Source organism: Saccharothrix ecbatanensis, from assembly GCF_014205015.1.
Taxonomy (GTDB): domain Bacteria; phylum Actinomycetota; class Actinomycetes; order Mycobacteriales; family Pseudonocardiaceae; genus Actinosynnema; species Actinosynnema ecbatanense.
In genome coordinates this window covers 4,991,402-5,017,038 of sequence record NZ_JACHMO010000001.1, presented here as the reverse complement: position 1 = coordinate 5,017,038, position 25,637 = coordinate 4,991,402, and the positions used below count along the sequence as shown (strand labels likewise).

24 protein-coding genes are annotated in these 25,637 nt (G+C 72.9%); 19 read left to right on the top strand and 5 right to left on the bottom strand.

The genetic code is table 11. The features are described from left to right. The first annotated feature begins 61 nt into the window (after nucleotides 1-61). The 6 genes from rpoZ (at nucleotide 62) to ggt (ending at nucleotide 8,160) form a co-directional block, all read left to right on the top strand. Complete coding sequence (gene rpoZ, locus F4560_RS20775; RefSeq protein WP_051772708.1) at nucleotides 62-340, top strand: DNA-directed RNA polymerase subunit omega; 279 nt, start codon at nucleotides 62-64, stop codon at nucleotides 338-340. After that, nucleotides 337-1,575 (top strand): bifunctional phosphopantothenoylcysteine decarboxylase/phosphopantothenate--cysteine ligase CoaBC, encoded by a 1,239-nt coding sequence (gene coaBC / locus F4560_RS20770; RefSeq protein ID WP_184922310.1) that lies wholly within the window; start codon nucleotides 337-339, stop codon nucleotides 1,573-1,575. Before rpoZ ends, coaBC begins: the two co-directional genes overlap by 4 nt. 63 nt (nucleotides 1,576-1,638) lie before the next feature. Continuing rightward, the gene (gene metK, locus F4560_RS20765; protein WP_184922308.1) at nucleotides 1,639-2,841 is read left to right on the top strand and encodes a methionine adenosyltransferase; all 1,203 of its coding nucleotides are present in this window, start codon (nucleotides 1,639-1,641) and stop codon (nucleotides 2,839-2,841) included. A 236-nt stretch (nucleotides 2,842-3,077) separates the two neighbouring features. Further along, a complete protein-coding gene (locus F4560_RS20760; protein ID WP_184922306.1) occupies nucleotides 3,078-4,238 on the top strand; it encodes a phospholipase domain-containing protein in 1,161 nt (386 codons plus the stop codon). Nucleotides 4,239-4,327: 89 nt separating this feature from the next. Beyond that, nucleotides 4,328-6,313 carry a primosomal protein N' gene (locus F4560_RS20755; RefSeq protein ID WP_184922304.1) on the top strand — a complete coding sequence of 662 codons (1,986 nt, stop codon included), beginning with the start codon at nucleotides 4,328-4,330 and terminating at the stop codon, nucleotides 6,311-6,313. A 56-nt stretch (nucleotides 6,314-6,369) separates the two neighbouring features. Next, nucleotides 6,370-8,160 carry a gamma-glutamyltransferase gene (gene ggt, locus F4560_RS20750; RefSeq protein WP_184922302.1) on the top strand — a complete coding sequence of 597 codons (1,791 nt, stop codon included), beginning with the start codon at nucleotides 6,370-6,372 and terminating at the stop codon, nucleotides 8,158-8,160. Between the two features lie 51 nt (nucleotides 8,161-8,211). Here ggt and F4560_RS20745 read toward each other — a convergent pair whose 3' ends face one another. After that, entirely contained in the window at nucleotides 8,212-9,423 is a 1,212-nt protein-coding gene (locus F4560_RS20745; protein ID WP_184922300.1) for a hypothetical protein, read from the bottom strand. Next, nucleotides 9,420-9,995, bottom strand: a complete 576-nt coding sequence (locus tag F4560_RS20740; RefSeq protein WP_184922297.1) for an RNA polymerase sigma factor — start codon at nucleotides 9,993-9,995, stop codon at nucleotides 9,420-9,422. The genes F4560_RS20745 and F4560_RS20740 overlap by 4 nt, the downstream gene beginning before the upstream one ends. 144 nt (nucleotides 9,996-10,139) lie before the next feature. Here F4560_RS20740 and def point away from each other — a divergent pair, with 144 nt between their 5' ends. From def to F4560_RS20715, 5 genes are all read left to right on the top strand, one after another. Beyond that, a complete protein-coding gene (gene def / locus F4560_RS20735) occupies nucleotides 10,140-10,682 on the top strand; it encodes a peptide deformylase (protein WP_184922295.1) in 543 nt (180 codons plus the stop codon). Between the two features lie 164 nt (nucleotides 10,683-10,846). Next, on the top strand, nucleotides 10,847-11,776 hold the full coding sequence (gene fmt / locus F4560_RS20730) for a methionyl-tRNA formyltransferase (protein ID WP_184922293.1): 930 nt from the start codon (nucleotides 10,847-10,849) through the stop codon (nucleotides 11,774-11,776). Further along, entirely contained in the window at nucleotides 11,773-13,203 is a 1,431-nt protein-coding gene (locus F4560_RS20725) for an RsmB/NOP family class I SAM-dependent RNA methyltransferase (protein WP_184922291.1), read from the top strand. Before fmt ends, F4560_RS20725 begins: the two co-directional genes overlap by 4 nt. A gap of 198 nt (nucleotides 13,204-13,401) precedes the next feature. Continuing rightward, the gene (locus F4560_RS20720) at nucleotides 13,402-13,950 is read left to right on the top strand and encodes a flavoprotein (protein ID WP_312869390.1); all 549 of its coding nucleotides are present in this window, start codon (nucleotides 13,402-13,404) and stop codon (nucleotides 13,948-13,950) included. A gap of 36 nt (nucleotides 13,951-13,986) precedes the next feature. Beyond that, the gene (locus F4560_RS20715; protein ID WP_184922290.1) at nucleotides 13,987-16,446 is read left to right on the top strand and encodes a helix-turn-helix transcriptional regulator; all 2,460 of its coding nucleotides are present in this window, start codon (nucleotides 13,987-13,989) and stop codon (nucleotides 16,444-16,446) included. Nucleotides 16,447-16,542: 96 nt separating this feature from the next. Here the strand turns inward: F4560_RS20715 and F4560_RS20710 are convergent, their stop codons facing one another. After that, the gene (locus tag F4560_RS20710) at nucleotides 16,543-17,187 is read right to left on the bottom strand and encodes an SDR family NAD(P)-dependent oxidoreductase (protein WP_184922289.1); all 645 of its coding nucleotides are present in this window, start codon (nucleotides 17,185-17,187) and stop codon (nucleotides 16,543-16,545) included. Between the two features lie 193 nt (nucleotides 17,188-17,380). Between F4560_RS20710 and rpe the strand changes: the two genes are divergently transcribed. The 8 genes from rpe (at nucleotide 17,381) to F4560_RS20670 (ending at nucleotide 24,157) form a co-directional block, all read left to right on the top strand. After that, entirely contained in the window at nucleotides 17,381-18,031 is a 651-nt protein-coding gene (rpe, locus tag F4560_RS20705; protein WP_184929275.1) for a ribulose-phosphate 3-epimerase, read from the top strand. Nucleotides 18,032-18,045: 14 nt separating this feature from the next. Then, nucleotides 18,046-19,041: a bifunctional diaminohydroxyphosphoribosylaminopyrimidine deaminase/5-amino-6-(5-phosphoribosylamino)uracil reductase RibD gene (ribD, locus tag F4560_RS20700; protein ID WP_184929274.1), complete on the top strand. Its 996-nt coding sequence runs from the start codon at nucleotides 18,046-18,048 to the stop codon at nucleotides 19,039-19,041. A gap of 9 nt (nucleotides 19,042-19,050) precedes the next feature. Then, nucleotides 19,051-19,677 (top strand): riboflavin synthase, encoded by a 627-nt coding sequence (locus F4560_RS20695; RefSeq protein WP_184922288.1) that lies wholly within the window; start codon nucleotides 19,051-19,053, stop codon nucleotides 19,675-19,677. Then, the gene (locus F4560_RS20690) at nucleotides 19,674-20,942 is read left to right on the top strand and encodes a bifunctional 3,4-dihydroxy-2-butanone-4-phosphate synthase/GTP cyclohydrolase II (protein ID WP_184922287.1); all 1,269 of its coding nucleotides are present in this window, start codon (nucleotides 19,674-19,676) and stop codon (nucleotides 20,940-20,942) included. Before F4560_RS20695 ends, F4560_RS20690 begins: the two co-directional genes overlap by 4 nt. Next, a complete protein-coding gene (ribH, locus tag F4560_RS20685; protein ID WP_184922286.1) occupies nucleotides 20,939-21,454 on the top strand; it encodes a 6,7-dimethyl-8-ribityllumazine synthase in 516 nt (171 codons plus the stop codon). The genes F4560_RS20690 and ribH overlap by 4 nt, the downstream gene beginning before the upstream one ends. Next, entirely contained in the window at nucleotides 21,451-21,900 is a 450-nt protein-coding gene (locus F4560_RS20680; protein ID WP_184922285.1) for a PH domain-containing protein, read from the top strand. The genes ribH and F4560_RS20680 overlap by 4 nt, the downstream gene beginning before the upstream one ends. 237 nt (nucleotides 21,901-22,137) lie before the next feature. Further along, nucleotides 22,138-23,475 (top strand): M28 family peptidase, encoded by a 1,338-nt coding sequence (locus F4560_RS20675; protein WP_184922283.1) that lies wholly within the window; start codon nucleotides 22,138-22,140, stop codon nucleotides 23,473-23,475. 13 nt (nucleotides 23,476-23,488) lie between these two features. After that, entirely contained in the window at nucleotides 23,489-24,157 is a 669-nt protein-coding gene (locus tag F4560_RS20670) for a DUF7919 family protein (protein WP_184922281.1), read from the top strand. Here the strand turns inward: F4560_RS20670 and F4560_RS20665 are convergent. Continuing rightward, complete coding sequence (locus F4560_RS20665) at nucleotides 24,117-25,091, bottom strand: helix-turn-helix transcriptional regulator (RefSeq protein WP_184922279.1); 975 nt, start codon at nucleotides 25,089-25,091, stop codon at nucleotides 24,117-24,119. The two genes, F4560_RS20670 and F4560_RS20665, sit on opposite strands and share 41 nt — an antisense overlap. Nucleotides 25,092-25,121: 30 nt before the next feature. After that, nucleotides 25,122-25,607, bottom strand: coding sequence for a TIR domain-containing protein (locus tag F4560_RS20660; protein WP_184922277.1), 486 nt, complete (start codon nucleotides 25,605-25,607; stop codon nucleotides 25,122-25,124). Between the last annotated feature and the right edge of the window lie 30 nt (nucleotides 25,608-25,637).

Sequence of the window (25,637 nt, the reverse complement as noted above, 5' to 3'; positions counted from 1 at the left end):
CGCGAACATTCGGGTGGCACGAACACCGGGCACGACACACCGACCGCAGGAGCGTTGACGAGTGACCACGCACACCGAGCTGGGCCCGCTTTCGGGTGCCCCGGAGGGCATCACCAACCCGCCGATCGACGACCTGCTCGAGCAGGTCAGCTCGAAGTACGCGCTGGTGATCTACGCGGCCAAGCGGGCGCGGCAGATCAACGACTACTACGCCCAGCTGGGCGAGGGCCTGCTGGAGTACGTCGGCCCGCTGGTCGAGCCGGGCCCGCGCGAGAAGCCGCTGTCGATCGCGCTCCGGGAGATCCACGCGGGTCTGCTCGAGCACACCGAGGGCGAGTGACCGAGGCCGTTGACGCCCCTGTCGTCCCGAGGGTCATCCTCGGGGTCGGTGGGGGCATCGCCGCTTACAAGGCGTGCGAGGTGCTGCGCCGGCTCACCGAGTCAGGCCACTCCGTGCGCGTCGTGCCCACGGACGGCGCGCTGAAGTTCGTCGGCGCGGCCACGTTCGAGGCGCTGTCCGGCCAGCGCGTGCAGACCGGCGTGTTCGAGGACGTCCCGTCGGTGCCGCACGTGAAGTTGGGCCAGACCGCCGACCTGGTCGTCGTCGCGCCCGCCACCGCGAACCTGATCGCCAAGGCGGCCCACGGCCTGGCCGACGACCTGCTCACCAACACGCTGCTGACCGCGCGCTGCCCGGTCCTGCTCGTCCCGGCGATGCACACCGAGATGTGGGAGCACCCGGCGACGCAGGCGAACGTGGCGCTGCTGCGCTCCCGCGGCGTGATCGTGGCCGAGCCCGCCAGCGGCAGGCTGACCGGCAAGGACACCGGCAAGGGCAGGCTGCCCGAGCCGGCCGAGATCGTCGACCTGGCCCGGTTGCTGCTGGCGCGCCCCGACGCGCTGCCGCGCGACCTGGAGGGCGTGCACGTCGCCGTGTCCGCCGGCGGCACCCGTGAGCCGCTGGACCCGGTGCGCTTCCTGGGCAACCGCTCGTCCGGCCGGCAGGGCTACGCGCTCGCCCGGGTCGCCGCCCAGCGCGGCGCGCGGGTGACGCTGGTCGCCGCGCACACCGCCGACCTGGTCGCGCCCGCCGGGGTGGACGTCGTGCGCGTCGGCTCCGCACTGGAGCTGCGTGCCGCGATGCACGAGGTCGCCGCGACGTCCGACGTCATCGTGATGGCCGCCGCGGTCGCCGACTTCCGGCCCGTGACCGCGGTCGAGCACAAGATCAAGAAAACCGAGCGGGACCCCGAACCGGTCGCGCTCACCCGCAACCCCGACATCCTGGCCGAACTGGTCGCCGCGCGGAGGTCCGGGCAGGTCATCGTCGGGTTCGCGGCCGAGACCGGGGACGACGGGACCGACGTCCTGGAGTACGGTCGCGCGAAGCTCAAGCGCAAGGGCTGCGACTGGCTCGTGGTCAACGCGGTCGGCGACGGCCGCGCGTTCGAGGTCGAGGACAACGCCGGCTGGCTGTTGTCCGCCGACGGCGCCGAGACCCCGATCCCGCACGGTTCGAAGGCCAGGCTGGCGTCCACATTGTGGGACACCGTGGCTCCCGCTCTCGGACTTTGACCGTACGCGCCCAGGTGCTCAGTATTCTTCAAGCATTCGCAGATCGGACAGTTAGGGAGTGTCGTGAGCGAGCACAGCAGCAGGCTGTTCACCAGTGAGTCGGTGACGGAGGGGCACCCGGACAAGATCTGCGACGCCATCAGCGACTCGATCCTCGACGCGTTGTTGGCGAAGGACCCGCGCTCGCGCGTCGCGGTGGAGACGATGGTCACCACCGGCCAGGTGCACGTGGCCGGCGAGGTCACAACCGAGGCGTACGCGGACATCCCGTCCATCGTCCGCGACAAGATCGTCGAGATCGGCTACGACTCGTCGGCCAAGGGCTTCGACGGCTTCTCGTGCGGCGTCAACGTGGCCATCGGCTCGCAGTCGCCGGACATCGCGCAGGGCGTGGACACCGCGTTCGAGAAGCGGGTCGAGGGCACCGAGGACGAGATCGACAAGCAGGGCGCCGGCGACCAGGGCCTCATGTTCGGCTACGCCTGCACGGACACCCCCGAGCTGATGCCGCTGCCGATCGCGCTGGCGCACCGGCTGTCCCGCCGGCTGACCGCGGTCCGCAAGGACGGCACGGTCCCGTACCTGCGTCCTGACGGCAAGACGCAGGTCACCATCGAGTACGCGGGCGACCAGCCCGTGCGGCTGGACACCGTCGTGGTGTCCACGCAGCACGCGGACGGCATCGACCTGGAGAAGCTGCTCGGCGTCGACATCCGCGAGCACGTGGTGGCCCCCGAGGTCGCCGCGCTCGGCCTGGACACCACCGACGTCCGGCTGCTGGTCAACCCGACCGGCCGGTTCGTCATCGGCGGTCCGATGGGTGACGCCGGCCTGACCGGCCGCAAGATCATCGTCGACACCTACGGCGGCATGGCCCGCCACGGCGGCGGCGCGTTCTCCGGCAAGGACCCGTCGAAGGTGGACCGGTCCGCCGCGTACGCGATGCGCTGGGTGGCGAAGAACGCGGTGGCCGCGGGTCTGGCCACGCGCATCGAGGTCCAGGTGGCGTACGCCATCGGCAAGGCCGCCCCGGTGGGTCTGTTCGTGGAGACCTTCGGCACCGAGACGGTGGACCCGACCAAGATCCAGCAGGCCATCAGCGAGGTGTTCGACCTCCGTCCGGCCGCGATCATCCGGGACCTCGACCTGCTGCGCCCGATCTACGCGCCGACCGCCGCGTACGGCCACTTCGGCCGCACCGACATCGACCTGCCGTGGGAGAGCACCGACCGCGCCGACGCCCTCCGCGCCGCCGCGGGCGCGTGACCGTTCCGCCAAACGCCTGAGCCGCGGCGAGGCCGTGGACTTCGGTGACGTCGAGTCATCCGCGTCGCTGATCCGGGACTTGCTGACCGATCAACTCGATCAGCGTGGTCTCCGGGTCGGCGACGCGGCCATTTCCGGGCATGCTCGCGGGCTTTTGCGACGTTGTTCGTCGCCGGCTTCACCGGCTTGGTCCGCAAGACCTCCTGAGTTCACCCGCGCGCGTTAGACACCACGTCATGCCGGTCTCCCGTCGCACCACGCTGCCGCTGTCGGTGCACGAGGCGCTGGCCCGTGAGCCGCGACACGGTGGCCTGGCCGCCCTCCGGCACGTGGTGTTCCTCATGCGGGAGAACGACCACTACGACGACCTGGCGGACACCTTCACGGTGTGCGACGCCTTCCACGCCTCCGACTACCCGTGGGCGACCTACGCCGAGCACCTCCGGGACGCCGGCAAGTCGTGGCGCGTCCACCAGGACGTCGAGTCGTTCCGGGCCGACGTCGAGGCCGGACGGTTGGCGCAGGTGTCGTACCTGGTGCCGCCGCCCGCCGCCTCGTGGGCCTACGAGGTGTTGGACGCCCTGGCGCCGGAGTTGTGGGACTCGACGGCGTTGTTCATCGGCTATGAGGACGCGCGCGAAGGGCTGTTGGGGCCTCGGGTGCCGGTGGTCGTGGCGTCGCCGTGGACGGTCGGCGGGTACGTCGACTCGCGGGTGTTCGACCACTCGTCCACGGCGCGGTTCTTGGAGCGGTGGCTGGGCGTGCCGGCGCCGGGGATCAGTGCCTGGCAGCGGACCGCGTGCGGCGACCTGACCTCGGCGTTCGACTTCGGTCGGCGGCGGCCGTCAGGCGCCCGACTTCCCGGCTGGCGACCGGCCCGTCCGCTGCCCTACCAGCCGGACGCGTCCGGTGTGGTGGTCGGTGGCGAGGTGCGGCTGGGGCTGCGGAACTCGGGGGACGAGAGCGTGCACCTGGCGTTGTGCCCGGACGCGGGGGACGCGGTGCACTTCGACGTGCGGTCCTCGGTGGAGTTCGCGGTGCCGTTCGAGCGGGAGTACCGGTTCGCGGTGGTCGGGCCGAACGGGTTCCGGCGCGAGTTCGCCGGGGTCCGGGGCGAGTCCGCGGTGGTGGAGTCGTCGGTGCACGGGCACAGCCGGGTGTTGTCGGTGACGTTGGGGAACTCCGGGCCGTCGGACGTGACGTTCTCCGTGGTGGGCGACGGGCGTGACTTCAAGGTGACGGTGCGGCCGGGCAAGCGGCGGCTGGTGCCGTGGCTGACGGAGTTCCGGCACGGCTGGTACGACCTCACGGTGTCCGCCGGGGCCTTCCGCCGCAGGTTGGCGGGGCACGTGGAGAACGGCCGGGAGAGCGTGGCGCCGGTGATCACCCGATCGTGATCTTGCATAGGTCGAACACATGTTCGATAATGGTGACATGACTCCAGGTCCCATGAACGTTCCCGCCGGTCTCTGGTAGACCTCCACCCGTGGCGGGCAAGGCGACTACCAGGCGCGGGGAGCAGGTTCCCGCCGCCTCGCTGCCGGTTGCCCGCGTCTGCGTGGACGTGCCGTTGGCGCACCTCGACCGGGCGTTCGACTACCAGGTGTCCACCGAGCAGGACGCGGACGCGGTGGCCGGCTGCCGGGTCCGGGTGCGGTTCGCCGGGCAGCTGGTGGACGGGTACCTGCTGGAGCGGGTCGAGTCGTCGGAGTACGGGCGCAAGCTGACGTTCCTGGACCGGGTGATCTCGCCGGAGCCGGTGCTCTCGCCGGAGGTGGCGGAGCTGGCGCGGGTGGTGGCGGACCGGTACGCGGGGTCGCTGATCGACGTGCTGCGGATGGCGGTCCCGCCCCGGCACGCGCGGGTCGAGGCGAAGCCCTCCGGCGAGCCCGCCCCGGTGCCCGAGGCGCCGTCGGACGAAGGGTGGTCGCGCTACCCGTTCGGGCCGAACCTGCTGGACGCGTTGCGCTCCGGCCGTGCCGCGCGGGCGGTGTGGCAGGCGCTGCCGGCCGAGGACTGGCCCGCGCGGCTGGCCGAGGCGGCGGCGTCGGTGGCGTCGACCGGCAGGGGCGCGCTGGTCGTCGTGCCGGACCACCGTGACCTGGCGCGGTTGCACAAGGCTTGCGCGGCGCTCGTGGGCGAGGCGGGCGTGGTGTCGCTGTCGGCGGATCTCGGGCCGTCCGAGCGGTACAAGCGGTGGCTGGCGGTGCGGCGAGGCGCGGTGCGGGTGGTGCTCGGCACGCGCGGGACGGCGTTCGCGCCGGTGCACGACCTGGGTCTGGTGGCGGTGTGGGACGACGGTGACGACCTGCACTCCGAGCCGAGGATGCCTTACCCGAACGTGCGTGACGTGCTGGTGCAGCGTTCCCACCTCACCGGCGCGTCGCTGCTGATCGGCGGCTTCGCCCGCACGGCGGAGGCCCAGCTGCTGGTCGACAGCGGTTGGGCGCACGAGGTCGTGGCGGCCAGGGACACGTTGCGGTCGGTCGCGCCGCGGGTGGCGGCCGTGGGCGATCACGAGTGGCAGGAGGTGAAGGACGCGGCGGCCCGATCGGCGCGGCTGCCGTCCATCGCCTTCGATGCGGCTCGTGCTGCCTTGGCGGCGGGCACGCCGGTTCTGGTCCAGGTGCCGCGGCGCGGTTACGTGCCCGCTCTGGCGTGCGGCCAGTGCCGAACACCCGCGCGGTGCCGCCGTTGCGCGGGGCCGCTGGCGTTGCCGGGTGGCACCCAGGACGGCGTGCCGAGGCCCGCGTACTGCCGGTGGTGCGGTGCGACGGAGGCCGCGTTCCGCTGCTCGAACTGCGGCTCCCGCAGGCTGCGCGGCCAGGTCATCGGCGCCCGTCGCACGGCGGAGGAGCTGGGGCGGGCGTTCAGCGGGGTGCCGGTGCGGACGTCGGGCGGCGACGAGGTGCTGGCCGGCGTTCCGGGCGGTCAGTCGCTGGTGGTGGCCACGCCCGGCGCGGAACCGGTGGCCGAAGGAGGTTACGGCGCGGCCCTGCTGCTGGACGGTTGGGCGTTGCTGGGGCGGGCCGACCTGAGAGCGGCCGAGGAAACCCTCCGGCGGTGGATGACGGCGGCGGCGCTGGTCCACGCGGCGGGTCGGGTGGTCGTGGTGGCCGATTCCTCGCTGGCCCCGGTCCAGGCCCTGGTCCGCTGGGACCCGGTGTGGCACGCGAGTCAGGAGTTGGCGGCCCGGACGGAGCTGGGGTTCCCGCCGGCCGTGCGGATGGCGACGGTGGACGGCTCGCCGGATGCGCTGGCCGGTGTCCTGGAAGAGCTGCACCTGCCGCCGAACGGGCAGATCCTCGGGCCGGTGCCGCTGTCCGAGGACAAGGAACGCGCGCTGGTCCGCGTGCCCAGGACGGAAGGCCGCGCGCTGGCCACCATGCTGGCCGACGTGCTGGCCGTCCGGAGCGCCCGCAAAGAACCCGACGTGGTCCGCGTGAAGCTCGACCCGCTCGAAGTCCTCTGACGTCGTCCCCCGAGTAGGCGGTTCTGCTTTCGTCCGGTGTGGAGTAGAAGGGAGTGATGCTCCGGTCGAAGGTCGCCAGCGCCCTCGCAGCCCTCCTCCTCGTCCCGCTCCTGCCCGTCACCGCACCCGCCGCTCCTGTGGTCACCGACGCGCCACGCGTCCCCGAAGCGGTCGGCTTCGGCGGGGTGGTGTCCAGCGTGGACGCCGACGCGTCGCAGATCGGTGTCGACGTCTTGCGTCGCGGTGGGAACGCCGTGGACGCCGCGGTGGCGGTGGCCGCGGCGTTGGGCGTCACCGATCCGTTCTCGGCGGGCATCGGCGGCGGCGGGTTCTTCGTCCACTACGACGCCCGCACCCATCGCGTGTCCACTGTGGACGGCAGGGAGACGGCGCCCGCGGCGGCCGACGCCGACCTGTTCGTGGAGAACGGCGCGCCGATCCCGTTCTCGGAGGCCGTCACCAGCGGGTTGTCGGTGGGTGTGCCGGGCACGCCGCGCACGTGGCAGGAGGCGTTGCGGAGGTGGGGGACGTGGTCGTTGGACCGGGCCGTCCGACCCGCCGAGGAGTTGGCGCGGCACGGGTTCACCGTCGACGCCACGTTCCACCGCCAGGTCACCGACAACACCGCCCGGTTCGCCGACTTCACCTCGACCCGCGCCCTCTACCTGCCCGAAGGCACACCGCCGGCGGTCGGCAGCACGTTCCGCAATCCCGACCTCGCCGACACCTACCGCGAGCTGCGCGAGGACGGCGTGTCCGCGCTCTACCAAGGTGACGTCGGCCGCGATGTGGTCGAAGCCGTCCGGCAGCCACCGGTCGCACCCGGCGTCACCCGCAAGGTCCGGCCCGGTGAGATGACCCCGTCGGATCTGGCCGGGTACGACGCGCCGCTGCGTGAGCCGACCCGCATCCGTTACCGCGGCCTCGACGTGTTCGGCATGGCCCCGCCGTCGTCCGGCGGCACCACGGTGGGCGAGGCGTTGAACATCCTGGAGACCACCGACCTCGCCGGCGAGACCCCGGTCCAGTACCTGCACCGGTTCCTGGAGGCCAGCCGGTTGTCGTTCGCGGACCGGAACCGCTGGGTGGGCGACCCGGCGTTCAGCGACGTGCCGACCCGTGAGCTGTTGTCGCAGCGCTTCGCCGACAGCCGGGCGTGCCTCATCTCGCCGACGTCCGCCATGACCGGCACGGTCGCACCGGGCGACCCGCGCAACCCGACCCCGTGCGCGACGACGGCCGAACCCGCCGTCACCCCGTACGAGGGCACGGACACCACGCACCTCACGGTCGCCGACCGCTGGGGCAACGTGGTCGCCTACACGCTGACGATCGAGCAGGAAGGCGGCAGCGGCATCGTGGTGCCGGGCCGCGGGTTCCTGCTGAACAACGAGCTGACCGACTTCTCGTTCACGCCGGTGACGCCGGGCGTGCCGGACCCGAACCTGCCCGGCCCCGGCAAGCGGCCGCGGTCCTCGATGTCGCCGACGATCGTGCTGGACCACGGCCGGCCGGTGCTGGCGCTCGGCTCACCCGGCGGCGCGAGCATCATCACCACCGTGCTCCAGGTCCTCACCCGACGACTGGACCGCGGCCTGCCGCTCGTGCAGGCCATCGCCGCGCCGCGGGCTTCGCAGCGCAACGCTGCCAACACCCAGGCCGAGGCCGCGTTCCTGGCCACGCCGGAAGCCGAGGCGTTGCGCCTGCTCGGCCACCGGTTCTCCTCGACCAACGAGATCGGCGCGGTCACGGCCGTCGAACGCCTGCCGGACGGCCGCTGGCGTGCGGCGGCTGAGACGTCCAGGCGTGGCGGCGGCGCGGCCCGGGTGGTGTGGCCGACGCGATGACGTGGAGATGTGGTCCCACCCACCCCTCGACCGGGTGGGACCACACCGGTCTCAGTCGAGCGTGACGGTCTCGACGGGCTGGTTGCCGTGGTCGAGCACGCGCACCCGGAAGCCGTCGAGGAGAGCGTCCCTGGCGGACAGGTCCTGCTGGTCCACCTGGGCGAGGAACGTGCCGTCCCGCAAGGTGGCCGCGACCGTTCGCCCCTGGGGGGTGGTGATCTCCATGCCGCCCACGCGCGCCGCGTCGACCGTGCCGGCCAGCAGCACGTACCCGTCGCCGGCTCCAGGGCCGGTCGCGTTGCTGGTCACGTAGCGGACCTCGAACGACTCGCCCCGCTGCGGCGGCCCGCTCTCTTCAGCCACGAGGAACGGCCGGTCCTGCAGGAACTCGCAGTAGGCGATCTTCCCGGCCTGGTCGTGGATCACCAGTCGGGTGTGGGGCGCCTGCCCCGAGGTCGCTCCGGGGCGCCACTTCAGCGGGTCGCCCACCCACCGCGCCGAGTCCAGCAGGGCCCGGTCCAGGCATCGGGCCACGTCCGGGTCGCCCGGTGGCAGCTCCTCCCGCGCCGCCGCCCACACCTGCGCTCTGGGCAGCGCCACGAGGTCGATCCCGGCGGTGACGGGTCCGGACGGCGTGGTGAAGTCCGCCGACATGCCCGCGGTGGTGTACGGGGTCACGAACAGCTCGTCCACCAGCGAGACCGGCATGGGTCCGGTGCCGGTCGGGTCCCCGGACTCCAGCCGGACGCCGCTGGTCCCGGCCGGCGCGCGGCCGATCAGCACGCCGCTGCCGCTGCGCCACAACACCGCCGCCACGCCGCCCGCGAACGGCACCGGGCCGACCTCGGGGTTGTTGTTCGAGATCGTCGTGTGCGTGAGCTCGCAGAACCGGTCGTCCCGGGTCACGAGGATCCGGCGGCCGGCCAGGCCCAGGGTGAACCGCACGTCCGCGTCGCCGAGCCCGCACCGCGCCGCGTCGGTCGTGGTCGCGCCGGGCGAGACGGAGGTGACCGGAGTGTCCGGCAGGTGCGACCCGGTCGCCGGGGACGTGGTGCTCGGCGGCGAGACGGCGGTCATGTCGCCGCCGGTGGACTGGGCGATGATCGCCCCGCCCGCCGCCAGCACGGCAACGGCCGCCGCAGCGGCAAGCGGCGAGCGCACGGCCCCGCCGCTCAAGACTCGTCGGCGCATCCGTTCCCGCACGTCAGGGGGGAGGGGACGGCGTGGCGGCAGGCCCGGCGCGGTCATGTTCGGCTGGCTCATCGCTCCTCCACAGCACGCAGTCGGGCACGGGCTCGCGAGATCCGCGAGCGCACGCTCACCTCGGCGACGCCGAGCACTTCGGCGGCTTCGGCCGTGGACAGCTCGCCCAGCAGGCACAGCTCCACGGCCTCCCGTTCGGCCTTGGGCAGGGAACCCACGACGGCGAGCACCCGGCGCAACGCCCGGTCGTCGTCGACCGCCGCGATGACGCGTTCGGCGTGATCGGGCGCCACGTCGTCGTCGACCACCCGCCGTAACGCGCGTCTGAACCGGCCGAGGCGGCGGAACTCGGTGCGCGCGAGGTTGCCCGCCACCGTGTAGAGCCACGGCAGCGCGCTGTCGCGGACCAGGGTGATGTCGGCCCGGCGGCGCCACGCGGCCAGGAAGGTGGCGGAGGTCAGGTCCTCGGCGAGCGACCACGACGCGGTCAACCGGTAGGCGTGGTTCCACACCGCCTCGGCGTGCCGGTCGAACAGCGTGGCGAACGCGGCCTTGTCCCCGCGCGCCCACAGTTCCGCGTCGCTGTCCGGCACCGGCACTGCCCCCTGCCGTCCCGTTGTCGCAGCAGTCATGACAATAGGTAGCCGCACGCACCCCCGGCGTTGCAGTCGATTTCAGCCCGGGGGAGTGGGATCGGGACGCTACCGGGCGGCCGTGACCTGGAGCACTGAACGCCTTTTCGTAGACTGGTCCTTCCCAGGCTGCGAGGAGTGCGCGTGACCGTCCAACCGATCCGGCTGTTCGGCGACCCGGTGCTGCGGACGCCCGCCGTCGAGGTCACCGACTTCGACGCGGAGCTGCGCAAGCTGGTCAAGGACCTGTGGGACACGATGAGCGAGGCCGGTGGCGCCGGGCTCGCGGCGCCCCAGCTGGGTGTCGGCCTGCGCGTGTTCACCTACCACTGCGACGGGTTCGCCGGGCACCTGGTGAACCCGACGTTCGACGTGGTCGGCGACGAGTACCAGGAAGGTCCGGAGGGCTGCCTGTCGATCCCCGGCATGTCCTGGGACTGCCGCCGGCACCTGCACGTCGTGGCCAAGGGCTGGAACATGCACGGCGAGCCGGTCGAGGTCGAGGGTTCGGACCTGCTGGCGCGCTGCGTGCAGCACGAGACCGACCACCTGGACGGCGTGCTGTTCGTGGACCGGCTGGACGACGCGACCCGCAAGGAGGCCATGAAGGCCATCCGGCAGCAGTCGTGGTTCGACGGCGGCGTGCCGGCGATCAAGCAGTCACCGCACCCCCTCTTCGGTGCTTAAAGGCCGCTGTTCGGCGCACGACGGCTCGCCCGCGAGCCGGCTCGCGGGCACTCTCCTAGACTTGCGGTCTGCGGATCCGCAGAAGATGCGAGGAGAGTGCGTGTTCGTCCAAGAAACCCGGCCGTCTCGACCAAGCCCTCACGTGCCGTCCGGAGGGCTCTGACATGCGCCTGGTCTTCGCGGGCACGCCCGAGGTCGCCCTCCCGTCGTTGAGGGCGCTGCTGGATTCCGACCGGCACGAGGTGGTCGCGGTCGTCACCAGGCCGGACGCGCCGGCCGGTCGCGGTCGCCGGGTCGAACGGTCGCCGGTCGCGGCGTTGGCGGACGAGCACGGCATCGAGGTGCTGGCGCCGGCCAAGGCGGGCGACCCGGCGTTCCGGGCGCGGCTGGCCGAGCTGGAGCCCGACCTGTGCCCGGTGGTGGCCTACGGCGCGTTGCTGCCCGAGTCCACGCTGGGCATCCCGAAGCACGGCTGGGTGAACCTGCACTTCTCGGTGCTGCCCGCCTGGCGTGGCGCGGCGCCCGTGCAGGCGGCCGTGCGGCACGGCGACGACATCACCGGCGCGACCACGTTCCGCATCGTCAAGGAGCTGGACGCGGGCCCGGTGTACGGCGTGGTGACCGAGCAGGTGCGCGAGCGGGACACGGCCGGCGAACTGCTGGGCCGGCTCGCCGAGTCCGGCGCCAAGCTGCTGCTGTCTACTGTGGACGGTGTCGCGGACGGCACGCTGCGCGCGGTGGAGCAGCCCGACCAGGGCGTGAGCTACGCGCCGAAGGTGAGCGTGGACGACGCCCGGCTGGACTTCGGCACGCCCGCCGCCGCCCTCGACCGGGTGGCCCGCGCGGTCACGCCGGACCCGGGCGCGTGGGCGGAGTTCCGCGGTGAACGGATCAAGCTCGGCCCGGTGGTCCCGGTCGAGTCGGACGAACCGCTGCCGCCCGGCGAGATCAGGGTGGAGCGCAAACGCGTGCTCGTCGGCACGGCCACCGACCCGGTGGAACTCGGCGACGTGCAGGCGCAGGGCAAGAAGCGGATGTCGGCGGCAGACTGGGCGCGCGGCGCCCGGATCGAGGCGGGGGAGCGGATTTCATGACCCAGAGGTCTTCCCGGCCGTCCCGACCGGAGCGGGCACACCCGCCGCGCGGACGCACCGGCACCCCGCCCCGCCCGCCCGTGGGCGACCCGGCGCGGCAGGCCGCGTTGGACACGCTGCGGGCGGTCCGCCAGCGGGACGCCTACGCGAACCTCGTGTTGCCCGGCATCCTGCGGGAACGCAAGATCACCGGACGTGACGCGGCCCTCGCCACCGAGTTGACGTACGGCTCGTTGCGCGCGCAGGGCCTGCTGGACGCCGTGCTCACCGCGTGCGCCGACCGTCCGCTGTCCGAAGTGGACGGCGCGGTGCTGGACGCGCTGCGGCTGGGCGCCTACCAGCTGCTGCGCACCCGGATCCCGGCGCACGCCGCGGTCGCCTCCACGGTGGACCTGGTGCGCGCCGACCGCGGTTCGGGCGCGGCCGGTTTCGCCAACGCGGTGCTGCGCCGCGTCACCGGGCAGGACGAGGCTGGCTGGGTGGAGGAGGTCGCGCCCGACGAGGACGCCGACCCGATCGGCTACCTGGCCATGGCCCACGCCCACCCGAGGTGGATCGCGCAGGCGTTCGCCGAGGCCCTGGGCAGTCGCGGTGAGCCGTTGCGCGACGCGCTGGCCGCCGACGACATGCGCCCGGCCGTGCACCTGGCCGCCCGGCCCGGTCAGTGCAGCTCGGACGAGCTGGCCGCGATGACCGGTGGCGAGGTCGCGCCGTACTCGCCGTACGGGGTGCACCTGGACACCGGCTCGGGTGATCCGGGCGATCTGGACCCGGTGCGCGAGCGGCTGGCGACGGTGCAGGACGAGGGCAGCCAGCTGTGCGCGGTGGCGTTGACGCGGGTGCCGCTGGAGGGTTCGGACGAGCGGTGGCTCGACTTGTGCGCCGGTCCCGGCGGCAAGGCGGTGATGCTGGGCTCGCTGGCGTCGCTGTCCGGCGCGTCGTTGGACGCGGTGGAGAAGGCGCCGCACCGGGCGGACCTGATCCGCAAGGCGGCGGGTGACGTGCCGATGACCGTGCACGTGGCCGACGGTCGGGAGTCGGGCCTGGCCGAGGGCTCGTTCGACCGGGTGCTGGTGGACGCGCCGTGCACCGGGCTGGGTGCCTTGCGTCGGCGGCCGGAGGCGCGGTGGCGTCGGCAGCCGTCGGACGTCGCGCCGCTGGCCCGGTTGCAGCGCGAGCTGCTGACCGCGGCGTTGACGCTGGTCAGGCCGGGTGGGGTGGTGGCGTACGTGGTGTGCACGCCGCACTTGTCCGAGACGGTGGGCGTGGTCGCCGACGTGGCCCGCCGGACCGGGGCGACCTGGCTGGACGCCCGCGAGTACTTCCCCGGTGTGCCTGACCTGGGTGACGGCCCGCAGGTGCAGCTGTGGCCGCACAAGCACGGCACGGACGCGATGTTCTGCGCGATGCTCCAGCGGCCCGCCTGACGGTCGCCAAGTGACGGGCCGCGCGGACGGGGCCGGGTTGACGGGCTGCGCGACGGGGCCGCGTTGGTGGGGCCGCATGACGGCGGCAGGGTTGGCGGGCTGGGTGGCGGGGCCGCGTTGGTGGGGCCGCATGACGGCGGCAGGGTTGGCGGGCTGGGTGGCGGAGCGGTGTTGGCGGGGCGGGATGACGGGGGCGGTGTGACAGGAGCAGAGGCGGCCGGTCCGGTGCTCGGGCTGGTCGCGTCCGCGGCGGGCGGGGTGGAGCGGTGGTTGGTGGACGGTCTGGCGCGGCCGTTGGCCGGGCAGGGCTGGCGGCTGGCCGTCACGCTGACCCCGACCGTCGCCCGCTGGCTGGAGCCGCAGACAGTGGCACTCGCGGCGACGACGGACCTGCCGGTGCGCTCGACCTCGCGCCTGCCGACCGAGCCGAAACCCCACCCGGTCCCGGACGTGGTGGTGTTCGCACCCGCGACGGCGAATTCGCTGGCCAAACTCGCCCTCGGGATCGGCGACAACCAGGCGCTGACGGTGCTGTGCGAGGCGTTGGGCCGCCGCACGCCGATGGTGGTGCTGCCGCAGTTGTCCGACGACCAGGCCGCCCATCCCGCGTTCCCCGGTCACCTGGCCGTGCTGCGTTCCGCCGGAGTGGTGCTCGCGTCCGATCCCGAGTCGGTGCTGCGGGAACTGGACCGGACTGCGCCATTCGCCGTATTCCGGGAAAATCGGGAGAACGGCGCTCGCGGCTGAATTGACAGTAAGTCCGGACACGTAGCAGTCTGGATTGTGTCGAAATTGCACGGCCGGAATCGTGAATGGGCTTCGGTTCTTCGCTTCCTGTCCGCACCCGGTGGCCTGCTGGCCATCGACGCGCCGCCGTGCTGCGGCAAATCGCTCCTGCTGCACGAGGCGGTCGCCGCCGCCCGCGACCTCGGCTACACAGTCGTCCTGGCCTGCGGTGAGCACTTCGCCGCGTCCGCCGACGTGGCCCGCGCGCTCGACCGCGCCGACAGCGGCACGCTGATCGCGGTCGACCAGGCGCACCGCGACCCGGCCGCCCTGCTCGCTTTGCTGCCCCGGCTGCGGGAACGGCGGATCACCGCGCTACTGACGTTGACCAGCGCATACGCGGGTCCGGAAGTGCGGAACGCCCTGGCCGAGCACGGCTGCGTGCTCGAGCTCGGCCCGGTAGGCGACGACGTGATCGGGCTGATGACCACCACCCTCCTGGGCGCCACCCCGCACCCCGACCTGGCCTCGTTGATCGCCACCGCGGGCGGTGACCCGCACCTGGCCGGCGAGCTGATCACCGGGCTGCGCGAGGAAGGTCAACTGGAGGTGGACGGCGGCGTGGCCCGGCTGCGCGGCGGCTGGCTGCCGCGCCGGGTGAGCGAGCTGGTGCGCGGTCAGGTGGACGCGCTGTCCGCCGAAGCCGCCCGGCTGTTGCGAGTCGCCGCCGTGATCGGCCGGGCATTTTCGCCGCGCGAAGTGGTCACAAGAACGGGTGAAACCGAGGACGCCTTACGTCCGGTGGCGGACGAAGTGCTCGCTTCCGGCTTGGTGGTGCGAATCGACGAACGCCTGGAGTTCGTCTCCGACTTGGTCTGGCGGGCCGTGGTGGAGTCCATGCCGGAATCGGTGCGGCACGCCCTGCGGCACGACACCGCCGTTCTGCGCGCCCCCGACGAGGACGAGCCGGCCGGAGTCCCGGGCACGGACGCCGTGCACGAAGTCCGCAAGTTGGCCGTGAACGGCCGGCTCGGCTCCGCCATCGCGCTGGCCCGGGAGAGCCTGGCGCAGGACGCGCCCGCCGGCGCCGTCGCCGAGCTGCACGTCGTGCTGGGCGGCATCCTGCTGGCCGACGGACGGCCCGCCGACGCGGCGTCCGAGATGGAGCACGCGGTGAACGCGGAGGGCGCGCCCGAACCGCTGCGCCGGCTGGCGGCGGCGGGGCGGCTGCTGTCGCTGTACTTCGCCACCGGCGTCCCGGCGGGCGCGCGGGCGATGACCGTGCTGACGGCCCGCGAACGGGAGCCGAGCGACGCCGACGTGGTGATGGCCGCGACCGTCCACTCGTGCCTGGAGTGGAGCGACGGGAACTTCGCCGAGGCCGTGTACTGGGGCCGTGAGTCGACCCGGTGGGAGGCGGACCGGCCCACCGCGTGGTGGCAGTCGCAGGCCGCGGTGTCGCACGCGATGAAGCTGTCGGCGCTCGGCGAGTTCGAACAGGCGGAACGCCTGGTGCGGGAAAGCCCCGAGGACGATGACGAGGCGGTGACGGCGGGCGCGCCGACCGCCCGGAAGATCGCCCGCGCCAGGGTGCTCACCCAGGCCGGCCAACTGGCTCCTGCGGCGGCCGCCGCGGACGAGGGCCTGTGCACCGCCCGTGACCGCGGTCTGCGCATCCTGGTGCCGTTCGCGTCGACCGTGCTCGCGACGGTGGCGTTGCAGCGGGGCGAGATCGCGGCGGCGGCCGAGCACGTGCGCCGGTACCGGGCCGACCTGGCGGCGGGCGAGGCGGTGCTGCACTCCGGCCAGTACGACTGGGTCGAACTGCTGCTGGCGCACGCGGAGGGCGGGCCGGACCGGGTCGCCGAACTGGCCCGCGGGCGGATCGCCGACGCCGTCGTCGCCCGCCGGATGCTCGTGGACGAGCCGGGCGCCGCGCCGTGGCTGGTGCGGCAGGCGTCGGCGGTCGGCGACCGGGACCTGGCCGGTGACGTCGTCGGCGCGGCCGAGCGGCTGGCGGCCGACAACCCCGGTTTCGCGGCGGTGTCGGTCGCCGCGGGTCACGCGCGGGCGTTGCTGGAGGGCGACGCGGCGCAGTTGCTGGCGGCGGCCGGTCGGCACCGCCACCCGTGGGCCAGGGCGAACGCGAACGAGGACCTGGCCGCGCTGCTCGCCGAGGCGGGGGAGGCGGACCGCGCGGCGGCGCACACGACGCGGGCGTTGCGGATCTTCGAGCGGATGGGCGCGGATGGCGAGGTGGCCCGGTTGCGCGGGTGGCCCGACGTGAACGGGGCGACCGGCGTGGAGTGGCGGCGGCTGTCCGGGCCGGAACGGGACATCGCCCGGCTGGTGGGCGCCGGGATGACCAACCGGCAGGTGGCCAGGCAGCTGTACCTGTCACCGCACACGGTGAACTACCACCTGCGCGGCATCTTCAAGAAGCTCGGCATCAGCTCACGGGTGGAGTTGGCGAGGTGGGCGCACGAGCAGCAGACCGCCGAGACCTCGACGGTCTGACCTGCCCGCGCGCCGTCCTCAGGCCCCGACCACGTCCGACGCCATCAGGCCCCGACCACGTCCGACCCGATCAGGCGCCGACCGCGTCCGACCCGATCAGGCGCCGACCGGGTCCGACATCGAGTCCGGCACCGTGTCGGAGATCAGAAACCGGACCTCGTCGGCCACCTCCGACATGTCCGCCGTCGCGACGACCGCGCAGTGCACCCCGTGCGCCGCGACCTCAACGGCCAGGCACTCGATGTACGCCACCGCGGCCGCCCGTGACGCCGAGTACGCCGCGATCCCCGACCGGGGCACCGCGACCGCCTGCACGGGCACCATCACGATCGTCCCGCGACCGCGCCCGACCATCCGCGACGCCACCGCCCGCGAGACGTTGAACACGCCGTCCACGTTGACCGCGAAACTGTGCGCCCAATCCTCGTCGGTGACCGACAGCGCCGGACCCGGGCGCAACGCGCCCGCCGTGGTCACCAACGCGTCGATCGGGCCGAACTCGCGTTCGACCTGGTCGACCAACGCGTCGACGGCGGCGCTCGACGTCACGTCGATCTGCCGCCCGGCGATCCTCAAACCCTCGCCGTGCAGCCGTTCCACCAGGCCCGCGAGCCCGGCTCCGTCGCTGTCCACGGCCGCCACCAGCGCCCCTTGCCCGGCCAGCGACTCGACCAGTTCGACGCCGAGCGGCGTGCAGGCTCCCGTGACCAGTGCGATCTTGTCGTGAAATTCGGCATTCATCCCCAGTGCTCCCCAGTTCTGCGCCCCCGCGCCGAACGTAATGGGCACCACGACGTTAGGGGAACTACTTGGGTGAGTAGTCGGAAAAGACCAGGTGGAAGGCGCGGACCGGGAAGGGTGAGGTCGGACACGCGGTCCGGCGGGTCCGGGCGAGCGTGGGAGCCTAGACTCACCAGCCGTGGTCCACCAGCCGATGATCGCACCGAGCATCCTGTCCGCCGATTTCGCCCGACTCGCCGACGAGGCCGCCGCCGTGGCGACCGCGGACTGGCTGCACGTGGACGTCATGGACGCGCACTTCGTGCCGAACCTGACGATCGGCCTGCCGGTGGTGAAGTCGCTGCGCAAGGCGACCGACATCCCGCTGGACTGCCACCTGATGATCGAGGACCCGGACCGCTGGGCGGTCGAGTACGCGGAGGCCGGCGCGTACAACGTGACCGTGCACGTCGAGGCGGCGAACGACCCGGTGCGGCTGGCGAAGGACCTGCGCGCGGCGGGCGCGAAGGCCGGTCTGTCGCTCAAGCCGGGCACCACGCTGGAGTCCTGCGTGGACGTCCTCAAGCACTATGACACGCTGTTGATCATGTCGGTGGAGCCGGGCTTCGGCGGCCAGTCGTTCATGGCCGAGGTGTTGGACAAGGTGCGCGCCGCGCGCCGCATGGTCGACACCGGCCACCTCAAGCTCGTGATCGAGATCGACGGCGGCATCAACGCCGACACCATCGAGCAGGCCGCCGAGGCGGGCGTGGACTGCTTCGTGGCCGGGTCCGCCGTCTACGACGCCGCGGACCCCGGCGCGGCCCTGGAGCGGCTGCGCGCACAGGCGACGCGCGCCCGGTGAACCCCGACGAGGCGATGGCGCTGGCCATCGCGGCGAGTGAGCGGGTGCGGGGCACCACCAGCCCGAACCCGCCGGTGGGCTGCGTGATCCTGGACGCGGACGGAGTCCTGGTCGGCGAGGGCGCGACCAAGCCGCCGGGTGGGCCGCACGCGGAGGTCGTCGCGCTCGCGCAGGCGGGTGAACGGGCGCGGGGCGGCACGGCGTTCGTCACGTTGGAGCCGTGCGCCCACCACGGCCGCACCCCGCCGTGCACCCGGGCGCTGCTCGACGCGGGCGTGGCACGGGTGGTGCACGCCGTCGCGGACCCGAACCCGAAGGCCGCCGGGGGAGCGGACGTGCTGCGCGCCGCCGGTGTGCGCGTCGAGTCCGGTGTGCTCGCCGACGACGTCGAACGCGGTCCGCTGCGCGCCTGGCTGCACTTCGCCCGCACCGGCCGCCCGCACGTGACGTGGAAGTACGCCGCGAGCCTCGACGGCCGGGTCGCCGCCGCCGACGGCACCAGCCGCTGGATCAGTTCAGAGGAGTCGCGCGCCGAGGTGCACGACTTCCGCACCAAGGTCGACGCGATCATGGTCGGCACCGGCACGGTCCGCGCCGACGACCCGAGGCTCACCGCGCGCGTGCCGCGCCGGGGGCAGGACGTGGTCCGCCAGCCGTTGCGGGTCGTCGTGGGCACGAGCGACCTGCCGCCGGGCGCGCGCGTGCTGGACGACGAGGCCGAGACCCTGCACCTGCGCACGCACGACGCCGACGTGGTGCTCGGCGCGCTGGCCGCACGAGGTGTGGTGGACGTGCTGCTGGAGGGCGGGCCTACGCTGGCGGGTGCGTTCGCCGGAGCGCGCCGCATCGACCGGGTGCTCGCGTACCTCGCGCCGAAGTTCCTGGGCGCGGGTCCGTCCGCTCTGGCGGACGCCGGGGTGTCGACCGTCACCGGCGCGGTGGCATTGGTCGTGGAGCAGGTAAGCATGTGCGGGCCGGACGTGCGGATTTCCGCAGTCCCCGCGCGTTGAGGAGGAACGGTGTTCACCGGGATCGTCGAGGAGTTGGGTGAGGTCGTCGCTGTCACCGATCTGCCGGACGCGGCCCGCGTCACCATCGCGGGCCCGTTGGTGACCAGCGACGCGAAGCACGGCGATTCGATATCGGTCAGCGGCGTGTGCCTCACGGTGGTGGACGTCGCCGACGGCGTGTTCACCGCGGACGTGATGCGCGAGACGCTGACCCGCAGCAGCCTGGCCAAGGTCGCCGAGGGCGAGAAGGTCAACCTGGAGCGCGCCGCCGCCGTCGGCCAGCGCCTGGGCGGCCACATCGTGCAGGGCCACGTGGACGGCACCGGGGTGGTGCTGGCCCGCGAGAAGGCCGAGCACTGGGAGATCGTCCACATCGGACTGCCGCCGGGCCTGGCCCGGTACGTGGTGGAGAAGGGCTCGATCACCGTGGACGGCGTCTCGCTGACCGTCATGTCGGTGTCGGAGGACCAGTTCGCGGTCAGCCTCATCCCGACCACGCTGGAGCTGACCACCCTCGGCCGGCGCGTGCCGGGCGATCACGTCAACCTGGAGGTGGACGTGCTCGCGAAGTACGTCGAGCGGCTCGCCGCGCCGCATCTCCAGGCCGCACACCTGCGTGCCGAGGAGGCCCGGTGAAGGACTTCGCCGACATCGAGAGGGCCATCGCGGACATCGCCGCGGGCAGGCCCGTCGTCGTCGTGGACGACGAGGACCGCGAGAACGAGGGCGACCTGATCTTCGCCGCGGAGAAGGCCACGCCGGAGCTGGTGGCGTTCACCATGGCCGAGTGCCGCGGCCTGCTGTGCACGCCGATGGAGCCCGAGGCGCTGGACCGGCTGGGCATCGACCTGATGGTCGGGAACAACACCGAGCGGATGGGCACGGCGTTCACCGTGTCGGTCGACGCCCGCGAAGGCGTCACCACGGGTATCTCCGCCGCCGACCGGGCGCGCACGATCCGGTTGCTGGCCGACCCCGCGACGACCTCCCAAGACGTCGTGCGCCCCGGGCACGTGTTCCCGCTGCGCGCCAAGGAGGGCGGCGTGCTGCGGCGCGCGGGCCACACCGAGGCGGCGGTGGACCTGGCCCGGATGGCGGGCCTGCGCCCGGCCGGCGCGATCTGCGAGATCGCCAACGCCGACGGCACCATGGCCCGGCGCGACGACCTGGAGCTGTTCGTCCGCAAGCACGACCTGGTGCTGATCACCATCGCCGACCTGATCGCGTACCGGCGGCGGATGGAGACCCAGGTCGAGCGGGTCGCCGAGGCGCGCATCCCGACCGCGCACGGCACGTTCACCGCGGTCGGCTACGACAGCAAGCTCGACGGCATCGAGCACATCGCGATGGTCTACGGCGACATCGGCGACGGCGAGGACGTGCTGGTCCGGGTGCACTCCGAGTGCCTGACCGGCGACGTGTTCGGCTCGCTGCGCTGCGACTGCGGCCCGCAGCTGGACGCGGCGCTGGCGGCGGTGGCGGCGCAGGGGCGTGGTGTCGTGCTCTACATGCGCGGCCACGAGGGCCGGGGCATCGGCCTGATGCACAAGTTGCAGGCGTACCAGTTGCAGGACCGCGGCGCGGACACCGTGGACGCGAACCTCGGGCTCGGTCTGCCCGCGGACGCCCGCGACTACGGCACCGGCGCGCAGATCCTGTGCTCGCTGGGGATCAAGTCGATGCGGCTGCTGACCAACAACCCGGCCAAGCGGGTCGGGCTGGAGGGCTACGGGCTCACCGTGCTGGACCGGGTGCCGCTGCCGATCTCGCCCAACCCGGAGAACCTGAAGTACCTGCGCACCAAGCGCGACCGGATGGGCCACGAGCTGCACCAGCTGGAGCAGTACGAGGCGCTGGGCCAGGGCGGCGCGGTGGTGTCCACCACGGAGGGAGCGGAATGAGCGGCGAAGGGCGGCCGGACCCCGTCGTGCCGGACGCGACGGGGCTGACGGTGGCCGTGGTGGCCACCCGCTGGCACACCAGGATCACCGACAACCTGGTCGAGCGGGCGTTGACCGCCGCCGCGAAGGCCGGGGTCGTGTCACCGACGGTGGTGCGGGTGCCGGGTGCGGTGGAGCTGCCGGTGGTGGCCCAGGAACTGGCCCGGACGCACGACGCAGTGGTGGCGTTGGGTGTGGTGATCCGGGGTGGGACGCCGCACTTCGAGTACGTGTGCGACGCGGTGACCGCCGGCTTGACCAGGGTGGCGCTGGACGCCTCCACGCCCGTCGGCAACGGCGTGCTGACCACGAACGACGAGGAGCAGGCGCTGGCACGTGCCGGGTTCCCCGATTCGGTGGAGGACAAGGGCTTCGAGGCTTGCGTGGCGGCGTTGGAGACGGCGCTCGTGCTGCGCTCGCTCCGCTCGGACTCGGGGTCGCTGCCGTCGGCTTCGCCGCGGGCGGGGTCGTGAGGGTCGCCGTGGCCGCCGAAGCCGTCGAGTTCCGCCCGAAGAGGATCCGGCTGGTCGCCGTGCTCAGCGCGGTGTTCCTGGTCGCGGTGTTCACCGTGGTCGGGCTGCTGCTGGGCGACACGCCGACCGGCGTGATCTTCCGGACCTCCGACCAGGTCGCGATGGTGTGCCTGGGCGTGCTGCTGGCGGGCGGCATCCTGCTGCTCGCCCGGCCGCGCGTCCGTGCCGACGCCGAGGGTGTCGAGGTGCGCAACGTGGTGACCGTGCACCGGTTCGCGTGGACCGACGTCCTGCACGTGTCGTTCCCCGACGGCGCCTCGTGGGCCCGCCTGGAACTGCCCGACGACGAGTACGTCTCGATCATGGCCGTGCAGGCCGTCGACCGCGACCACGCCGTGGCCGCAGTCCGCGCCCTCCGCGAACTCCACCGAGCCGCCACCCCGTGAGTCCTACGTTCAGAACCCGTGAGTCCTACGTTCGGAACCCGTGAGTCCTACGTTCGGAACAGCCGTGTCCTACGTTCGGAACGCATGAATTCAACGTTCGCGTAGCCGGTGCGGGCTCGTGGCGTAAGGGCTGATCGTCGTGGTGCCGTTGGCGGATCGGTATCCGCCAACGGCACCCTTGTAGGGGTGAGGGGCCCTGCCTAGGTTCGTGTGATCTACGAGCTTGGGGGTCCGCACATGCGCAGACGTTCACTCCTCACCGGTGCCGCGGCGGTGGCGGGAGCGGTCACGCTCGGCCTGAACCCGGCCGCACGGGCCCAGCGACCCGGCGCGTCCGACGTGCCCGACCTGGCTCTCGGTGACTTCCCCGTGGTGGGACGAGTGCGGTCGCGCAAGGCGATGGAGCACCTGCGGGCGCTCAGCGACGGGATCGGCCAGCGCATCGGCGGCACGGAGTCCGAGCACCGGGCCCGCGACTACATCGCCTCGGTGCTGCGTGGCCTGAAGTACGACGTGACGCTCCAGCCGTTCGCCGTGCCGGACAAATACCTGTCCACGCTGGCCGTCGGCCCGGACACCTGGAACGCCGCCGCTTCACGGTTCGGCGCACTCGGCGCGACCGCCACCGGACCCGTGGTGGACCTGGACAACGGCGCGACGCTGCCCGCCGACCTGACCGGGAAGGTCGCGCTGCTGGTGAACCTGCCGACCGGCTCGACCGCCGTGCTGGACGCGGTGCGGTTGGGCGCGGCGGCCGTGCTGGTGGGCCGGGTAACGGTCCCTCCGGCGGGTAAGACGGGTGCGTTCTCGCCGACGTTGACCGCGAACGTCGCCGTGCCGGTGCTGGGCGTCGCGCAGGTGCACGTCGAGCGGCTGCGTGCGGCCGGCGCCGTCACGGTGACCGTGTCCACCACCCACCTCGCGGGCCTGACCTCGTACAACGTCATCGCCGACCGGCCCGCGACGTTCCCCGGCCAGGACGACGGCGTGGTCATGGTGACCGCGCACTACGACAGCGTGCCCGGCTCGCCCGGCGCGAACGACGACGGCAGCGGCACGGTCCTGACCCTCGAACTGGCCCGCGTGCTGCGCCACCTGCCGACGCACAAGGCGCTGCGGTTCGCGCTGTGGGGTTCGGAGGAACAGGGCCTGCTCGGCTCCCGCTACTACGTCAACCAGCTGTCCGACGCCGACGCCGCGCGCATCACCGGCGTGTTCCAGAACGACATGGTCGCCACCAGCCACGGCCCCGCGTCCGCGTACTGGCTCCTGTCCGTGGACGGCGGCGACAACGCCACCACCGCACAGGTCGCCGCAGCCGCCGCCCGTCTCGGCTACGGCGCCCAGGTCCACGGCCCCGTGCCGCGCGGCAGCAGCGACCACGTGCCGTTCCACGAGCGCAAGATCGCCGCCGCGAACTTCAGTTGGCGCGGCGAGGCCGGTCCCCACCAGCTGGAACCGCTCTACCACACGCCCGAGGACACGATCGCGCAGAACGTGAGCCCGGAGCGCCTCCAGATCTCCATGGAGCTCATCGGCGCGGCCGCCTACCGTCTGGCCTGCACACGCGGCTGAACGACGGGACGGCATGACAACGTACGAAGACCTGACTCCTTACGCCTACTGGCGCTTGGAACCGGAGGAGACGGAGCCGACGCTCAACGTCGGCTGGCTGGGCCGGGAGTCGCGGTTCGAGGTGGGTGAACCGGAACCCGGCCTGGCCGACGCCCTGCTGACGTTGGCCAGGTTCCACCGGGTCCACGTCACACGGGGTTGGCACGGGTGCGAGCTGTGCGGACCGGGCGCCCCGTATCCGGCGCGCGAGCCGTTCGGGGATGGCGAGGTCGCGCTGGGCAGCGCGGAGATCCGCGTGCCCGGGGCGGACGGTGTCGTCTACGCGGCGCCGAACCTGCTCCACCACTACGTCGTGCGGCACCACTACCGGCCACCGGCGGCGTTCGTCCGGGCGGTACTCGCGGAAGCCGAAGCGCGCGCCCGCGCGTGGGAGGAGACCAAGCGGTCCCTGCCCGTCGGCACGTCCGTGCACGGCGAGATCCGCAGCTGGTCCCCGCTGGGCCTCACGTTCCACCTCGACGGGTTCCCCGACCTGCGAGGCGCCGTTCCGCTCGAGCTGTACGGTCCGGGCCGGGACGACGTCGAGTACCGCGTGCCGGTCGACGCGGTGGTCGTCGGACACTCCGACCAGGAGCGGCGGATCATCCTCCAGGTCGAGGACCAGCCGCGCCGGACGCCCTGAGCAGACGTTCCGACAAGGCCCGGAGGTGCTGCTTCAGCTCCTCCGGCCCTTCCACCTCGAACTCGACCCCGATCATCGCGATCCAAGGCCCGACCTCGTCCAGCGCGGACGTGCCGACCGTCAACAACGTCCGCTCGTCGTCGATCCGCTCCAAGTGCACCGAGGTGTACGAAGTGCGCGCCGCGACCACGTCGTAAGGCGCGTGCATGATCAACCGGGCCTCGTACTGGTACGGCGCCACGGACAGCTGCCGCGACACGTACGACGCCAGGTCCTCCGCCGGGGGCTCCCTGGGCGTGAACCGGGCGCCCAGCGTCGGCTCCTCCTCGATCCGGTCCACCCGGAACGTCCGCCAGTCCTCCTTGTCCACGTCCCACGCCACCAGGTACCACCGCCGGCCGGTGTGGGCCATCCCCAACGGCTCCACGTGGCGGCGAGTGTCCCCGTCACGCCCCGCGTACGGAAAACGCAGCCGCTGGTGGTCCCGGCACGCGCTCGCGATCGTGGTCAACGTGCCCGCGTCCACCTGGACCCCGCGCGAGGGCAACGCGATGGTGTGCGCCTGCAACGCGTTCACCCGCCGTCGCAACCGGGACGGCAGCACCTGCTCCAGCTTCGCCAACGCCCGCACGGACGTCTCCTCGATGCCCGCCACGGTCCCGTTCGCCGCCGTCCGCAACCCGACGGCGACCGCCACCGCCTCGTCGTCGTCCAGCAACAACGGCGGCAGCTCGGCGCCCGCGCCCAGCTGGTAACCGCCCGACACACCGGGCGCGGCGTTCACCGGGTAGCCGAGGCTGCGCAGCTTGTCCACGTCCCGCCGCACGGTCCGGACGTCCACCCGCAGCCGTTCGGCCAGGTCCGCGCCGGTCCAGTCGCGGCGCACCTGCAACAGCGACAACAGTTTCAGCAGACGTGCCGAGGTCTCCAGCATGAGCCGAAGTCTGCCGGCCAACGCGGACAACTACTGTCCGCGTCTCGCGCCCTCCGGCCACACGACCACCACCGGCACGCCCGACGCCCGTGCCGTCTCCACCACGTCCGCCGTGCCGCCACGCCCGTCCGGCGGCTCGCCGTCCCACACCGCGATCAGCAACTCCACCGACGCGAGCATCCGCTCGTTCGCCATCACGTACGCGTGCCGCCCCGACAGCTCGTTCGGCAGCACGCTCACCACGTGCGCCCGCGCCAACAACTCGTCGTACGCCGCACGCTTCTCCGGCTTGAGCTTGTCCCGGTAGTCCATGGCGGGCAGCACGACCTCGACCCGGCCGCCCAGCTCCAGCACCACCCGCGCGAACAGCTGGTCCGCGCCCGGCGCCAGGCAGGTCACCCCGACCAGGGATGACCCGCCCGCCGCCTCGGCCTCCAACGCCGCGCGAATCGCTTCGCGCACGGCGTCGACGCAATCGGGCATCAGCTTGCTGTGCCCGGTGACTCCCACCCGCATTCCTAGGCCGTCCGCATCCCTCTAGGCCGT